Source organism: Rhodopirellula islandica (assembly GCF_001027925.1).
GTDB lineage: Bacteria > Planctomycetota > Planctomycetia > Pirellulales > Pirellulaceae > Rhodopirellula > Rhodopirellula islandica.
The window spans coordinates 33829-48908 of the sequence record NZ_LECT01000043.1 but is presented as its reverse complement, the minus strand read 5'-3'; the positions used below and the strand labels follow the sequence as shown (position 1 = coordinate 48908).

General features: G+C 57.0%; 12 protein-coding genes. 6 read left to right on the top strand and 6 right to left on the bottom strand.

Annotated features, from left to right (window positions below; all coding sequences use genetic code 11):
• Positions 1 to 136: 136 nt before the first annotated feature.
• A complete protein-coding gene (locus RISK_RS20460) occupies positions 137 to 1252 on the bottom strand; it encodes a retropepsin-like aspartic protease family protein (RefSeq protein WP_083435091.1) in 1116 nt (371 codons plus the stop codon).
• Between the two features lie 373 nt (positions 1253 to 1625).
• Between RISK_RS20460 and RISK_RS20455 the strand changes: the two genes are divergently transcribed.
• From RISK_RS20455 to RISK_RS20440, 4 genes are all read left to right on the top strand, one after another.
• Positions 1626 to 1874 (top strand): DNA gyrase inhibitor YacG, encoded by a 249-nt coding sequence (locus RISK_RS20455; RefSeq protein ID WP_047816188.1) that lies wholly within the window; start codon positions 1626 to 1628, stop codon positions 1872 to 1874.
• 172 nt (positions 1875 to 2046) lie between these two features.
• Positions 2047 to 2526: a transcription elongation factor GreA gene (greA, locus tag RISK_RS20450; protein ID WP_047816187.1), complete on the top strand. Its 480-nt coding sequence runs from the start codon at positions 2047 to 2049 to the stop codon at positions 2524 to 2526.
• Positions 2523 to 3260: a hypothetical protein gene (locus tag RISK_RS20445; protein ID WP_047816186.1), complete on the top strand. Its 738-nt coding sequence runs from the start codon at positions 2523 to 2525 to the stop codon at positions 3258 to 3260. Before greA ends, RISK_RS20445 begins: the two co-directional genes overlap by 4 nt.
• 527 nt (positions 3261 to 3787) lie before the next feature.
• Positions 3788 to 5017: a DUF1559 family PulG-like putative transporter gene (locus tag RISK_RS20440; protein ID WP_449314171.1), complete on the top strand. Its 1230-nt coding sequence runs from the start codon at positions 3788 to 3790 to the stop codon at positions 5015 to 5017.
• A 113-nt stretch (positions 5018 to 5130) separates the two neighbouring features.
• On the opposite strand, the gene RISK_RS20435 is transcribed toward RISK_RS20440, so the two are convergent.
• The 3 genes from RISK_RS20435 to RISK_RS20425 all read right to left on the bottom strand — a co-directional run bounded on the left by RISK_RS20435 (position 5131) and on the right by RISK_RS20425 (position 9467).
• Positions 5131 to 5739 carry an NfeD family protein gene (locus RISK_RS20435; RefSeq protein ID WP_047816184.1) on the bottom strand — a complete coding sequence of 203 codons (609 nt, stop codon included), beginning with the start codon at positions 5737 to 5739 and terminating at the stop codon, positions 5131 to 5133.
• Positions 5739 to 8072 (bottom strand): NfeD family protein, encoded by a 2334-nt coding sequence (locus RISK_RS20430; protein WP_047816183.1) that lies wholly within the window; start codon positions 8070 to 8072, stop codon positions 5739 to 5741. The genes RISK_RS20435 and RISK_RS20430 overlap by 1 nt, the downstream gene beginning before the upstream one ends.
• A gap of 123 nt (positions 8073 to 8195) precedes the next feature.
• Positions 8196 to 9467, bottom strand: a complete 1272-nt coding sequence (locus RISK_RS20425; RefSeq protein ID WP_047816182.1) for a dicarboxylate/amino acid:cation symporter — start codon at positions 9465 to 9467, stop codon at positions 8196 to 8198.
• A 194-nt stretch (positions 9468 to 9661) separates the two neighbouring features.
• On the opposite strand from RISK_RS20425, the gene RISK_RS20420 reads away from it, so the two are divergent.
• Entirely contained in the window at positions 9662 to 11416 is a 1755-nt protein-coding gene (locus RISK_RS20420; RefSeq protein WP_047816181.1) for an MFS transporter, read from the top strand.
• A 73-nt stretch (positions 11417 to 11489) separates the two neighbouring features.
• Here RISK_RS20420 and RISK_RS20415 read toward each other — a convergent pair whose 3' ends face one another.
• Positions 11490 to 12644: an endonuclease/exonuclease/phosphatase family protein gene (locus RISK_RS20415; protein ID WP_047816180.1), complete on the bottom strand. Its 1155-nt coding sequence runs from the start codon at positions 12642 to 12644 to the stop codon at positions 11490 to 11492.
• Positions 12645 to 12994: 350 nt separating this feature from the next.
• On the opposite strand from RISK_RS20415, the gene RISK_RS20410 reads away from it, so the two are divergent.
• Positions 12995 to 14137 carry a multiheme c-type cytochrome gene (locus tag RISK_RS20410; RefSeq protein ID WP_047816179.1) on the top strand — a complete coding sequence of 381 codons (1143 nt, stop codon included), beginning with the start codon at positions 12995 to 12997 and terminating at the stop codon, positions 14135 to 14137.
• Here RISK_RS20410 and RISK_RS20405 read toward each other — a convergent pair.
• Complete coding sequence (locus RISK_RS20405; protein WP_047816178.1) at positions 14109 to 15038, bottom strand: aldo/keto reductase; 930 nt, start codon at positions 15036 to 15038, stop codon at positions 14109 to 14111. The genes RISK_RS20410 and RISK_RS20405 overlap by 29 nt on opposite strands.
• Positions 15039 to 15080 lie beyond the last annotated feature (42 nt).

The window sequence follows — 15080 nt, the reverse complement described above, 5'->3', positions numbered from 1 at the left end:
GCAAGGGGCAGGAAAAGCGTTCGCAAATCGATCGCGAGAGCTTTGGGAGGGAGGGACGAGATCGGCGGGACGAACTCGGGGTGGGTGCCGGGGTGGGGCAGCATTGTCACCGCTGGCGAGAGCCAATGCAAGTTTCTCAGGGCGATGTTTCGACGCGCAGCATGCTCAGGCTCTTCTGAGTGGCATCGATTTCAAATTTGAATTCGCCCAGGTAGCTCATTCCCAGCATCGGGTCAGCGCGGGACGCGATCGGTTCCAAGATCGCACACGACACCTCTTTGGCTTCGAATTGCCCGACGCGGACGGAGGCCAGCTTGACGCGTTTGGCTGAGATCTCATCGCCATTTGCCATCACCAAACGCAACAGCGGAGCATCCGTCGGGATTTCGATTTGAAGCTCTTTCGCGATTTCTGCCGGCAATGTCACCAGCGTGGCGCCGCTGTCGACGACCATGCGGACGGGTTGGTTGTTGACGCTGACGGTCACGTACAGGGATCCGTTGCGTTCAATTTCCAGCGGAATCGATTCCGAGAAAACCTCTTGTTCGACCTTTGCCAGTCGAAGTTCGATCGTTTGCAAGATGTCCTCTGCCGAGATCGATGCCGGGATCCCTTGGTTCGCATTCATGACCTGAATCGCGATTTTGACCTTGGGGTCTTCCAGCTTTTCGGAGATTGAAACACGCATGGTGTTCAAGTCCTTGCGAATTTGAAAGACGGACTCGGCGTAGGCGGCCTCTTTCGAGTTCAACTCCGAACGCTGTTGATTGGCCAGTTCTTGTGTTTTGGTTCGCTGTGATCGGAACTGGCCGACACGAGTTCGGTTGGCGTTGATCAAGGCGACGATTCGGTTGTTGGATGCGACGTCGTTTCCAGCGACGCGAGCCAATTGCAGATTCAGTTCACCGTCTTGGGTTTCCAAGTTGCGAATTTGATCGTTGATTTGCTGGACTTGAGCGAGCAAGCCGTTCAGTTCTTTTTGTTCCAACGTCAATTCACGTCGTTGCTTGGAGAGAGCGGTCATGGCTCGGGCGATGTCAGCGGACTCATTGGCGATGAGCGATTTACCGCTGCGCCGGAGGCCCGTTTCTTGAAGAATCTTTTCCGCCTTCGCTTCGACACTGGCGGAATAGCGAGTCACCTGCGGCGTGTCGGCTGACGTTTGTTCGGAAGGATCGTCTTCGGCGAGCAACGTTTGGGCGGGTAGTTTTGAAAGGGGGAATGTCGCCAACCAACCGAAGGCCACGATCAAGCAACCCGTTCGAATGCAGTTGAAACTCGTTGATTTATGCGCGTTCGCAGAACGCGACGCCTGGTTCGGTCGGCAGTCCAGCAGGTGGCTGCGGAGGCGATGGCAGTTGGTTTGCATCGGACGAGCTTGACGAAAGGACGTGGGAAAGCCAGTTTGGTTGACGACGGCGATGCAGTCGAACGTTTGCCGGGATTGTGATTCGAGTTCGGTCAATCGAACCTTGCCAAAATGAGCAGGGAATTCCGCTGAGCATCGCTTGAGGCGATTGTAACAAGCCCTCCTGCGGAAGGAGTCCCTTTCCGACCCAGAAGGAGGCTTGTGACTTGAAAACACTGATGCTGAACGACCAACCAGATTCAACGAGGATCCTCCCATGCAGCCGCCTGTCAAAGTCAATTGCCCCACGTGCCATCGCCGTTTTCTTTCAGATGAGACGCCTGCGATGCCATTTTGTTCCGAGCGGTGCCAGCTGATTGATTTGGGCCGCTGGATGAACGAGGAGATTGGATTGCCGCATGAAGGTGAGCCTGGCGATGCGCCGGTGGAATACTTGGACGACCGTGATTCGTCTCAGCCCAGCCCGGAACGGCACATGGGGCAGTCGTATCGATTTGAGGATTGAGACGACTTCTTTGTTTGGGCGTTCTCTCAAAGTGCCTGATTGCAGATCGCGTGGCGACTGGGACTGGACTTTTCAATCAGACTGGCCGACAATTCGGGATTGCGAACGAACCTTTCCCTCGGGGAAGGTTTCTTTTTTTATGTCTCCAGCCAAACACACGTAGGATCGCGAAATGGTCGAATTGGTGCCAATGACCCGAGAGGGCTACAACAAGATCAAGGCCGAGATCAATCGCATGGAAAACGAAGAAATGCCGATGATCGTGCAGAAAATCGCAGAGGCTCGCGAAGAAGGTGACTTGAAAGAGAACGCGGAGTATCACGCTCAGCGCGAGAACCAGGGCATGTTGATGGCGAAGATCAACGAACTCCGCGACAAGATCGCGCGTGCGTCGATCATTGATGTCTCGTCGTTGCCCAAAGACGAAGTTGTGTTTGGCTGCACCGTGACGGTGGAAGACGTCGCCTATGGTGACGAAGAACAGTTCACCTTGGTGGGCGCTGGCGATGAAGATTACGACAGCGGCAAGATTCTGGTGACCAGTCCGTTCGGCCAAGGCTTGGTCGGCAAGAAGGTTGGCGAAGTGGCTGAGGTCGATGTGCCGGCCGGAAAGTTGAAATTCAAAATCCTGAAGATTGAATTCAACCTGTGAGTTCCACCAACGATGAAAACTCACCGGCATCGGCCCCGTCCGGTGCCGGTGCCGAATCCAGTTCGCGTTCGACGAGCACGCCCGAACAGCAAGAGCCGGGGTGCATGCCGATCGCGATTGCATGCACATTGCTGATGGGGATTGTGTCGTTTGTGTTTTGTGGCGTCACCACTTGGGTGCTGTTTCAGAAACGAACAGAGGTCGCTGTCCGAACATTGGTCGGGTACGTCGACGTCATCGAGCAGAGTCTGTTGCCACCCGATGAAAAGAAGTCCGTCATCGAGCAGTTGGAAACGACGATTAAAGAGATGCGAGCGGAGGATTATCCGCAAGAGAGAGCGTCTGCCGTGATGCAACGTTTGGTGCGTTTGCCCATTCCTCAGTACGGGGAACTCGACGTGATCGACGCGTTCATCCAAGACAACTTTGATGACGCGGAACGCGACGACGGTCTGAAGCAGATCTCTCGCTTGCGTCGTGCCATTGAACGAGGCAAAGCAACGGTCATTGATGTCAACGATGTCTTGCTGCCGACCACGCAAGTCGACACCACGCATCCGCTGGGACGAGTCCTGAAGCAACCGCTCGCTGCTGATGAGATTCGGGATGTGGTCGAGCGAGCCAAGTTGGTTGGTGACCGCGATGATCTGGCCGATCAATTCTTTGAGCGCAAACCAATCGATGAGATCCTGAAACGTGAGTTGACTGCCGCGGTCGACCAAGGCGGCTTCTGAAGGAATCCGCACCGGGAAAGCGTTGACGTTTGTTCGGCGGTTGGTGTGCCGGGAGCAGCGTTCAGTCGCCTTCGCAGGGGCTTCGCGAACCCAACATTCGTGATCCCTCGATCCAATCCGCCAAAATGTCCAGCTCGGCAATGCTTGCAAATGGGATTCTGTCGTGGCGGCTTCAGGCAGAAAATCTTCGACCGTTCTTCTGAATTTGCTGTGAAACAGCCAGCGTTCATTCGTGCGAATCGACGTCGTTTTGAGAACGTCTCGCATTTGGGGGGGATTGGTTTCGGGCGAATTCGTTGATCGATTGGCGGCCAAACTGTCAGAAAGGCACTCACGAAGGCGTTGAGAGCCGGAAAAGTTGAGTTGACCCGCACCAGTTGGTGCTTTCGTGCCCCACACCAGTGCCAGGAAGGGGTTCTGAGTTGCAATTCCCTCTCGCGCCTGGAATAATGCATACGCTAGCGATCGAACAGACCGGCGACTGCCGGATCGCGTCGTCTCTTTTCTCCTCGCCTTTGGACACCGCCATGAAAACCAAACCGTCCGGTTTCACTCTCGTCGAATTGTTGGTGGTGATTGCCATCATCGGCATCTTGATGGGACTGCTGATTCCTGCTGTCAACGCAGCACGGGAAACCGCCCGCCGCAATCAATGCAGCACCCAAATCAAGAACCTTTCTCTGGCGGCAATCCAATACGCGAACTCCAAGGGCGAACTGCCCGGTTATGTTCAAAGCTTCGGCCGTCACGACAGCTACATCGATCCATCGGATCCAAGTAACTCGGGTGCCGCACTCGCTCCTCACATGAAGATCGGGACTTGGGCAGTTGCATTGTTGCCATGGCTCGACGCACAACCCACTTACGAGCATTGGAGTGAGGATCGTTACCCGATCCTTCACACCAATGTGTCTGGTGCTGAGCATGAAGCCACCAGCGGTGCTTCTGGCGATGGTTTTCACTCGTTGGCCGCTCCTAACCTGGCGCTGATGCAGTGCCCTAGCAATCCCGTTGCTGTTGGTGACTACGCGAAGAACAGCTACATCGCTAACAACGGCCTGTGCCATACGACTGGCCCATCGGGTTTCTTGGCCGCTCCTTCTGGATCGAGCGTTTTCGGTGAGTCTCAGGACCGAGCCAACGGCGTATTCAATTGCAAGTACAACGTGACGAGCATCAACTCGCGCGGCGATGGCGTTCATGAGTACGAAGGTCCCAAGGTTCGTTTGGACGACTTCAAAGACGGTGCTGGTAACACCATGCTGTTCGCCGAAAGCGTTCAAGCCCTTCCTTGGAGTCGTGCTGGATTCATCAACGCCAGCAACGTGACTCTGGCTGATCCAGCTCACAACGACGTTGTGTTTTCGGTTGAAAATGCTCGTTATGTTCACGGGATGGTTTGGCACTACGCTGACCCGAAGAACTCGGATGCCGCCTTGGCTTCTTTCTGGAACAAAAACGGAAATGCCGGTCCTCAGGTTCCAAATGCTGTCTTGAGCTTCTACAAAATCAATGGCGGCGGAACATCGGTCTCCGACGAGATTTTCAATCTTCAGATGTCGACCGGCAACGCAGCCCAGCTTGCTCGTCCTTCGTCGGCTCACGTCGACGGTGTCAACGTTGCCATGGCAGACGGTGGGACTCGGTTCATTCCAGACAACATCGACTATCGTGCTTACCAAGCGTTGCTGACACCTCGTGGCAAGAGCAGCAATGTTCCGTTCCCCGAGTACGTCTACAGCGACGAAGAAAACTAAGAGACGGTTTGTTCGCTAGGTCAAACGAAACGGCATCCTTCGGGGTGCCGTTTTTTTTGCGTTGGTGTCGCAAGGCTTCCGTTTGACTGGGGCCGATTGGCAACGGCAAGGGGCTAGATTTCCAGGTCGTCTAGATTGACTTCATCGAGCGTTTTGGCGGAATTGGATTCGCTGGGTGAGGTCGACGCGTTGGCCGTTGCTGAGTGTTTGATGGCTTGGCTCTCTTCGACGCTCGCTGATCGCACTTGCAATTTTCCTGCTTGGACCCGGACGACCTTGACGGGCTGCCCGCGGTCGATGGGCATTCCGGTGCTGACGGCGTCGACCTTGTGGTCGTCCACGATGATTCGCCCTGCCGGTAGTAAGTCCGAGGCTGCGACGCCGTAGCGCCCCACCAGTTCGTTCAGCGGCGTTCCGTCGGGTGCGGTTGCGATGGGTACCGAGCTTTCTGAGTTCGGCCCACGGCGGTTCAGGATTTCTTTGCCGACGCCGGTTTGCGGCCAGAGTCGCAAGATGATGCTGAGTAGGATCGGGGTGAGCACCAGCAGTCCAAGAACGACCGCCAGCCCAAAGTTCAGGCTGACAGTGAACGCGATCAGCACCGCGGTGATCGCGGCCGCAACCGCGAACAGGCTCAGCAGGCCGCCGCTGGGCACGATGATTTCAGCAATCACCAGCGTCAGAAACAGAACCAGCAATCCAAGTGTGTAGAGAACGGGCATCAATCCACCGCCTCGACGGTGATTCGGTTCCCGAGAACCTGGATGACCCGAATGGACTGGCCCGCGTCAATCGCGGTGGCATCGCTGACGACCGGGACGATTGTCTCGCCGAATTTTGCCTTGCCGCTGGGACGCAGTGGGGTGGTGGCTTCTCCGGTTTGCCCGAGCAGGTCGTCGTAGTGTGTCAATCGTTCGGATTCGTCGAGGTGAGGTTCAGGAACTCCCATGGACAACCCCGTCGCGAGAGCCGCTTGGGGCAAGTACATCCGGACCAGGATCATTCCCAGGACGCATCCGCCCAGACCTCCCAACGCCACCCAGAGACCTCGAGTCAGTTCCCCGAGTTGGTAAGCGTTCTGGGGGACAACGAACGTTTGGCTCATCAGCATCACGCCAATTGACGTCAGGATCAGGCCACCCACGCCAAAAATACCAAAGCCGGGCAGCACAAATATCTCGATCCCGATGCACGCCAGCCCCAATCCGAAGGCGAGCAATTCAGCCCACTCCGCGGTCCCCGCCAGGTACTTGATCCAAAAGAAGAACGCGAAACAAACCATCGAAATGAACCCAGGCAACCCCAGGCCGGGGGCGCTGGCTTCGATCGACAGCATCATGAATCCAACGACCAGCAGGGTCACTGCGAGTCCCGTTTGGCTTCCCAAACGCTCGACCCAGCGGACCAGCCCGCGGTCGGAAAGTTCAGGTGGAACGGCCGGCAAACCGATTGCTGCGGAAGCTTCTTGCAATGACGGGGCGGTGCCTTCGGCCAGCCCCAGTTCCATTGCTTGGGAAGCGTTCAGGCCGGCGGCCAATTCGATCTTTTCCATCCGTTGCCAGTCACTCGCATTGCTTTCAATGGCGGGTCCTTCAGCGTTGGCGTTCGGATTGTCTGGGGGCGGGGCGTCTGAGTCTCGGTCGGGACTCGTTTCTTGGCGAATTTGTTCTGAGGTTGCGTATCGGACTCGTCCTGTTCGGCGGTGAACGTATCGATGCACCGAAATAGAAGGGTCCAGCAACCCGCGAAGGAGAGCAACGCTGCGGCCGGTGGATTCCGCGACCAAGTTGATCAATTCTGATTGTCGCTGCACATCAGCGGGTGACATCGCATCTGCGCCGCTTCCACCGATCGTCGCTTCGGGCGACATCAGCAACGGTTGGCACGCAAGTGCGATCAGTGCTGCATCACCGCGTGCTTCGCCGGTGACGAGGCCACCGACAGCCTGGATGACGGGACCGGGGTCGGCAAGTGTCGCTGCGAGGGAGGCGCTGCGAGTCAGGTTTCCGCCAGGCGAATCAATGGCAACCAGCCAGGTGTTCACATCCGGTGAGTCGATCGTGGCGGCCAGATTGCTTTGCCATCGGCGGACGCGGGATCCGGTGATGTTGCCCGTCACTCGAATCAGGCGTCCGACGGCTTGGTTCATGGAGCGGGAGTCCTCGCTTTGCAGGCGGGCCAGTTCCAGCCAATCAGCGACAGATTCTTCGGTGTCAACGATTGCCGCTGCCGCCCGAATTTGTCGAAGCTGGTCTGCGTCCAGCACGAGGGGTTCGCCCGCGCTCGCCAGCGTGGTTTCGGACACAATGCGACCGTCTGCTCGAGCGGTTTGCAGGGCTTCTCCCGCCAGGAAGCTTGATTCACCGTCAATCTGGTTGACCTTCGCGACTTCTTGGCCGGAATCCACCAAACCCTCCACCAGTTCGGGAGGAATCAACGCTCGACGGCGAGCGATGGACTGGTACAGCACCGCGATGGTCTCGTCGGGCTGCGCCTCAAATCGCCCGGCATCGCCGAGTGAACTCGAGGCGGAAACCAGCAGCGTCTCTGAAGCGAGCGGGAGCAGCACGTCATGCCCGCTCACGTCTCCATCGATCCAGGCAACCACCCGGACGCGATTGAGCTCCGAACTGGAAATCGCCCGTGCCAGTTTCAGGGCGTCCTCGAACTCGGTGGATCCGGCCGCGGAGGGCGGAACATCAGTCGATCGCTCTTGGTTGCCATCCGACTGTCGAGAAACGCGAGGGGTGAGGCCATCGCCCGTCGAGCTGAGCCGCAAGACCGCCGTGGTTCGGCCGCTGTCCAGGGCATCACCGCGTTCGGAGGCGACGGCCAGTTGAGATAGACGGGCCAGGATTTGATCCACGTCACGGCTGGACAGCGGCGACGGAACGTTGATCAACACGCCGATTTGTGGCGAATTGGCCGCTTGGCCCCAACCGAAGTGAAGCGGCATCAAACCCAGCAGTCCAAGCAGCAAGCACCACAGCGGTCGCTCCCAGACGGAGCCTCCCCTGAGCCGGAAACCACGCAAGATGAACCGATGATCTTTCATGCCAAGATTATACGGCGGATGGAAGGCAAAAGACCATGACTGGTCCAGATCGCACGCGATTCGAAGGCCTGAGTGAAGATCAGCATTTCTTCCACGGGCCGCATGCCGACCGCGACTGCTGGGTCAGTTCACCGGCGACGGTTCGGGATCGGGAATTGTGGTGCCAACGACCGCCGCACCAATGCTGTCGCCCAGAACGTTGACCGCAGTGCGGAAACGGTCGAGCAACCAGTCCACTGCCAGAATCAATCCCAGGTACTCCAGCGGCAGCCCCACAGCTCCCAGGACAATCAGCATGGTGACCAATCCGGCTTCTGGAATTCCGGCGGCACCGATTGCCGCCAGGGTCGCGGTGACGGCAATGATCAATTGGTCCGAGAGTGTCAGGTCGAAACCAATCGCTTGAGCGATGAAGATCGCAGCGGCGGCTTCGTAAAGCGCGGTTCCGTCCATGTTGATCGTGGCTCCCAAGGGGATCACGAATTCGGTGGAGCGTTTGGAGACGCCTGCTGACTCGGCGCACTCCAGCGTCACCGGCAACGTTGCGGACGAGCTGGCGGTGGAGAATGCCGTCAGCAACGCTTGGCTCATGGCAGCCATGTACGAGTACGGGTTCTTCTTGGTGACCAAGTAGTAGATCAGTGGCAAAACCACAAACGCGTGGACGGCCAAGCCAATGACCACGGCCGCAAAGTACCAACCGATTTGGCTGATTTCTTCAATGAACCGCCCGTCCGCTTGAGCCTTGCCGAACCGAGCCGTCACGAGGCAGAAGATGCCGAGCGGTGCGACCTTCATCAGCGCCATGACAAACCGCAGCAGCAGGTCGTTGGCTTCGGTGACCAGAGTCGTGATGGCACCGACGCGGTCGATCATGGTCGTCATCAAGGCGGCGATCGCAATCGCGAACACGATGATGGGCAGCAATTGAGTGTCTGCGGCGGCGGCAAAGAGGTTGTCGCTGATCAGCATCAACGCCAAGTTCTCGAGCACGACTCCCATGCCAGGTGCTTCGGTTTGTCCTTCGGGGAGTCTCGTTTCGCTCGCGAGTCTCTCAATGACGGCGGGATCGACCGTTCCGACTCCTGGCCGAATGATGTTGACCGTGATCAACCCAATCACGACCGCCAGCACCGTGGTGCACAGGTAGTACCCAATCGCGGCTGCGCCCGGGCGTCCCAGTTGCCGGACATCGCCCATTCCCAAGACGCCGCACATAACGGACGTGAATACCAGTGGTACCACGATCATTTTCAAGGCTCGTAGAAACAGTTCCCCGCCGATTTCGAAATGAGTCGCGAAATTCGGAACAATGAGTGCAACTGCGATCGCCGCCACAATCGCGCCCGCAATCCAGTACGTCAGCGCCTGACTGTGTTTCGGTGATTCCGTCATGCTTGGTTCCCTTTTGCCGTCCATCACGTAGGTAAATCTGCCTGCAGCGACACAAAATAGCGGTTTCTTTGACTCCCCGCACGGCATCGAGCGTGAGTGCGACCTAAGTTTTGGATGGAATGGTTCGTTCCCCACCCTCACGTTTTTCCATTGGCCATTGGCCACGCTTCAGCCCATTCAACGAGTAGCCTCGGATGCCTTTCTCGAAACGACGTAACACGCGACGTGCCGCAGTTGGCAGTGTTTTGTTTATGGCCGGACTCTTTTGTGGGACTCTGGTCGCGATCCCAAAGCTTCATCGCGCGTTGTTGTCGGAGCAAGTTCCGGTCGACCTGACCTGCGCTGAATTGATGCAACGTGGGATCGGCGAGTCATCGGTTGTTCGATTGACCGACGCAACGATCATGGAACCGACCGATGAGTTGGAATTCGCGATGTTGGAACCCGACCCGGACGCAACGCAAACGCTGCCGGTTGGAACGGGCATGCGAGCTTGGATGTCCGGCGACAAAGTTGCGATGGCAAAGTCAACGATCGCCGATGCACTCAAGCATCCACGATCAAAAAAAATGATGGACCAACTGGTTCGCGGCGAGGTGGTTCCTCGCGGATTCATTGGCGATTCGGTTCCACAACCGTTGAAGCTCACACCAGGACGCGAGATTGCGGCCCATGCTCTCGATGAAGTGCAGACAACCGGAACTCTGACGGCTTTCGTCACCGAAGACCCCACCTCCCACTGGATCGTTCAGGCGGCTGAAGTCTTGGATCTCACGTTGCCAACGCCATTTCTGAAGTCGGCTGAGATGGATCAGTATTCCCTGCATCCCATTTCGCTGACGGAATCCAAAGCCAACGCCGGCATTTGGGTGGGTGCATCCGTATTGGCCATGACAACGGGATGGTTGTTCTGCAGTTCAGCTGGTTGGGGGCTTTGGATTCTGTTTTGTCCCATCGCTGCGATCGTGGGGGTGTTTGGACTGCCGATGCGATCAGGTCGTGGCAACCGAGTCACTTGGATGCTCGCCTTTTTGGCCGGTGCATTCTGCTTGGTCGCCGCTTACGGCCTGGCGTTTGTTCTCGGTGGTTTGGGGCAGTCGCAATCCACGTGGGCGTGGCAAGCCGCCGGGTTCATCGCCGCATGTGCTGGCCTCGCGTTGTGGTTGGGCGTCCGCGGAAGTGTGAAAACCAAACGCAGTTTGGCGCTCTCGCCCAGATCCTTGGATGAATTGATTGCACCGGAAAAGGGACGCTCGAGAGGCAAGGCAAAACGCAAACGCGCTTCCAAAGCCAACCAAGATGACGCGGAACAATTCGCAACGACGGGCGTTCGACAAGACAAGCTCAAAGAGACACTCGAAAAAAACGCCAGTTACTCAAGGAAATACTTGGATCCACGACTGAGCGTTCCCGCCAACGCCGTGGCATCTCCGGAGGCAACGGAACACAGCCTGCATTGGCAAAAATCCGACTTCGAAGAGCCTCTGTTGGTTGAAATCGGACGCGGCGATGCGGCATGTTCCGTGACCATCCAAGTTGGTTGCCAAAGCTTGGTGCTCGGCATGACCGACGAAGTGGACGGCGAGGTTCGCCTGCGAATGGTCAGTGTGCTGGATGATGGCCATTGCCTGGTCAGTGTGGATGATTCCTATCCGGATCTTCAAACTTCCGGATCGAACGATCAAGCCACGCTGTCGGTCTTTGAGTCCGTCACTGCACAGAAGTTGTTGGCGAATCACTTGGAGCAATCCGCCAATGTCGCTGAGCAACGCCACGCTCGTTTGGTGACGCTTGATAGCAACGAGTGGCGAGACGTCGTGCTGCTGTCCGAACGTGTGCTCAAGTCCATCTTGCACGACGAAGGGCATCAGAAGTGGGACATCTGCGACATGACCTATGGACGCTTCACGTATCCAGCTCAACCGGTTCGGATTTACCAAGAAGCCTGAGTCGTTCCTCCGACTTTTGAAGGTCGATTGGATTCGACGTCATGCCTGCTGCATCGCAGCAGGCGTCGGCTGACTAGCGAGGCGGAATCTCGTACACGCTGAACTCTGCCCACACCGGCATGTGGTCACTGACTCGGAGTGCGTCCTCTTCCGAAATCTGCAACGTGGATTTCAGATCCAAGACGCCCGCGCGGCCGGTGAACTCTCGCGTGGTAGCCGTGTCGATCAGAAGATGGTCGTAAGTCTTGGTTTGCAGTGTGTTGGTTGGTTGGTCGCCGACCAGGGACTTCACGTTTGGGATCTGCCCGGTTTCCAGCAACCACTGCGTGTCCACGTTGAGGTCACCCATCAAGACAAAGTCCTCTTCCCCAGTGCTTTGGTACTCGTACATCCGGACGCTGTGAAACACATCGTCCAAGACGTTCATTTCGTTCTTGGGTGAGTCGCCCATGCGAGACCCCACTTCATCGGGGTCAGTGTGAACGTTGATCAACGTGAACCGAAATGGCATCCGATTCGGAGTCGGTGTCACACGAGTTTGAAAGCTGGCCACCATCGGTGCGCGATGCATTCGGTCCAGTTCATCGTTGACCAGGTAGTCGGAGCCCGAAACCAGGTCGATGCGATCAGTGTCCCAGAGGAATCCATATCGCTCCGTCTGCGTGGTCCGTCCCTGCGGCTCGCTGACAGTGGCGTTGTAGCGACCACCGAGGCTGGCGACCTCGTCAAGCAGCCCGTTGATAGGAAGTGCCGGGTCGCCTTTGATTTCTTGGATGGCGACGACATCAAACAGCAAGCAGACTTGCGCCAGGCGTCGCATCACTTCGGGTTTTTCCGATTTGCTTTTGCCGAAGACTTGAATGTTGAAGGTCGCCACGCGAATGGAGGCATCCGGCTTTTGGCTGCGGTCGCTGGCAGGCGTGATCAAGCTGACCGGCGCAATGTCACCGATCGGTGCATTTCCGGAGTATCCTCGAGAGCCCATTTGCTCGGGCGTCAACGATGCAGCGAGCGGATCGTCGTAGACGGGTGCTTCACTGCCTCGCAACGAGTCCAGGGTCGGTAAGTTGACCTGTCCAGTCAGCGCTGCGATGACCATCGCAATCACGCCGGTGACCGAGATGCCAGGTGTGAACCAGCGCAGGATCGAACCGCTGGATCGGCTCGATCGCCGACGCGATTTGGACTGATTGCCCCAGATCATTTTCCACAGAAGTTGGATCACCACGGCCTCCTTGCCGCGTGTATCACAAGCTCATCGATGTTCGCCGAGAATCCTTCTCAATGCGTTTCGATGGCTCTCGCTAGTCAAATTCCTGTTTCACAACGTCAACACAACAAACACCCTCTCAGAGAATGCATCGTCTGTCTTGTGTGAGCAGAACCTGCCTGGGCGATATCCAAAACGGTTCATTCGCGTCAACCGCAATATCTGTCTCACACCATTCAACTGTGGCAAACGAATCCCCCCGGTGAACGTTCGTCAAGGAGGGAACGATGGCGACCGAACCGCGTGAATTCATGTTGTAAATTTGAGCAACTGAATCAATTTTCATCCGCTGTTTCGATTGTGTCGGCATGTCTCATTGCATCCCTCGCTTGCCCATTGCATCCGTGATCACGGGGTTGGTTGTCGCCATGACCACCTTTGGTTTGGTGCAACTGTCGCCCGAGAAGAAGTCTTCCGTCGAACTCGATGCATCCGTCACCATGCCGGTCGAAAAGGCTCCTGCGCAGAGTGGCGTTCTGATTTCGTCGGTGGTCGATGCATCGAGTGTTGAGGGGGCCGCGGCAAAACCGGTGGACCCACACTTGACCATGGGCAGTGAAACTTGTGTCAAGTGTCACGCCAATGAAGTCAAGGTCTGGAAGGCGACGCCACACAACCGCACCTTTGAGGAGCTTCATCGTCGACCGAAAGCAAAGGAAATCGCATCGAAGCTCGGTGTGAGTTCGATCAAATACGATGGGAGATGTGTCGATTGTCACTACACGCAACAGGTCGACGTCGCGTCAGGCAACGTGCATGCGATCGAAGGTGTTAGCTGTGAGTCGTGTCATGGTTCGGCCAAGCAATGGTTGGACCTGCACCATGACTATGGTGGCGAACAGGTCACGCGTGCGATGGAAACCCCCGAACACAGGCAACAGCGATTGGCTCAAAGTGTCGCTGCGGGAATGCGAAACCCGGTCAATGTCTACTTGGTTGCACAAAGTTGCTTGCGTTGTCACACCACCGCGGACGAAGAATTGGTCAACGTCGGCGGTCACCCAACCGGCAGTCTGGACTTCGAATTTGTGTCCTGGAGCCAAGGCTCTCTTCGTCACAACTTCATCGATTCCGACGGCCAAACGAACGATCCAAGCACTCGTGACCGATTGCGAGTCATGTTTGTCAGCGGCATGATCGCTGACTTGGAAGCAAGCCTGCGGGCGACCGCCCAAGCGACTCAGAAAGCGAAGTACGGTGTCTCATCCGCACAACGAGCCGACCGGGCCGCGAAACGATTGTTGTCGGTCTCGCAAAAGGTCACCTCCAAACACTTGGAAGAGATCCTGCTGATCTACAGCGGTGTCACCTTGAAACTGAACAATCGTGAGCCGTTGGTTCAGGCCGCCGACGCCATCGCCGAACTCGGTTTTCGATTTGCTGCGGAAACGAACGGGCACGTGTTGAAACCACTTGATGCGTTCATTCCGCCGTCGAATCGCTGGAAGTAGCAAACAGTTCCTTGACCTGACGTCGAACGGCTTTGGGCAGGGGGCCAGCCGTTGCAAAGTCCGCGATCTGTTCCGGGCGGTGAGCGCCGACCAAAGCGGCCGTGACACCAGGCTGTGAGACCGCCCAAGAGATTGAAAGATTGGCAACCGAGCGACCGGTGTCCGCCGCGATCAGCTTCAGTTGATCGACAATGTCGTGGGCTCGCTGGCGAGCTTCCCCTTGAAAAATGGGATAGTTTGGACGACTGTCGCCTTCGGCAAAGACATGGTCCCGCTCAATCTTTCCGGCTAGCAATCCTTTCATCAGCGTCCAGTAGACCCACACGTCGCAGTCGTTCTCTTTGGCATCAGGAATCACAGTGGAAAGCGTTTCTTGCTGCAGCCCGTTGAGTGGGCACTGAATCGCCGAGCACGGAATCACGCTTGCAAATTCAGCTCGCTGTTCTGGGGTGGCGTTGCACACCCCCACGCGTTTCGCCATGCCACGCTGCATCAAGCGTTGCAGCGCCCAGGCACTGGCCTGGATCGGAACTTCTTCGTCGACACAGTGCAACATCAGGGTGTCAAAGCAACGAATGCCGATGCGTCGAAGCGAGTTTTCTGCGTCAACGACCAGCGTTTCTGGACGCCCATCATTCACACGGACTCCGTCTTCGTTGTAGCGTTGACCCACTTTTCCGATAATCTGGATTTCCTTGCGGGTGGACGCATCGAGGTCTTGGAGGGCCGCCCCCAGACGTTCGTCCGCCTCCCCCTGCAGGCCATAGCTGTAGGCTGTGTCGAATTGCCGGATGCCGGCTTCGATCGCAGTTCGAATTGTGGCAATTGCGTGTTCACGAGTCACGCCAACGGTGGTGACGCCAGCGATGGGCCACAGCCCCAAAATGATGTGTTGGTTCAAAACAGTTGCGAGATTCAAAAAGGGAACTAAGTTGGGCGCAGG

Excerpts from the sequence above, each read along its gene's own strand:
- RISK_RS20435 (WP_047816184.1), bottom strand. The coding sequence starts at position 5,739 with ATGCCCGTTCTCTACACACTTGGATTGCTGGTTCTGTTTCTGACGCTG.
- RISK_RS20425 (WP_047816182.1), bottom strand. The coding sequence starts at position 9,467 with ATGACGGAATCACCGAAACACAGTCAGGCGCTGACGTACTGGATTGCG.
- RISK_RS20430 (WP_047816183.1), bottom strand. The coding sequence starts at position 8,072 with ATGAAAGATCATCGGTTCATCTTGCGTGGTTTCCGGCTCAGGGGAGGC.
- RISK_RS20455 (WP_047816188.1), top strand. The coding sequence starts at position 1,626 with ATGCAGCCGCCTGTCAAAGTCAATTGCCCCACGTGCCATCGCCGTTTT.
- RISK_RS20420 (WP_047816181.1), top strand. The coding sequence starts at position 9,662 with ATGCCTTTCTCGAAACGACGTAACACGCGACGTGCCGCAGTTGGCAGT.
- RISK_RS20440 (WP_449314171.1), top strand. The coding sequence starts at position 3,788 with ATGAAAACCAAACCGTCCGGTTTCACTCTCGTCGAATTGTTGGTGGTG.
- greA (WP_047816187.1), top strand. The coding sequence starts at position 2,047 with ATGGTCGAATTGGTGCCAATGACCCGAGAGGGCTACAACAAGATCAAG.
- RISK_RS20410 (WP_047816179.1), top strand. The coding sequence starts at position 12,995 with ATGTCTCATTGCATCCCTCGCTTGCCCATTGCATCCGTGATCACGGGG.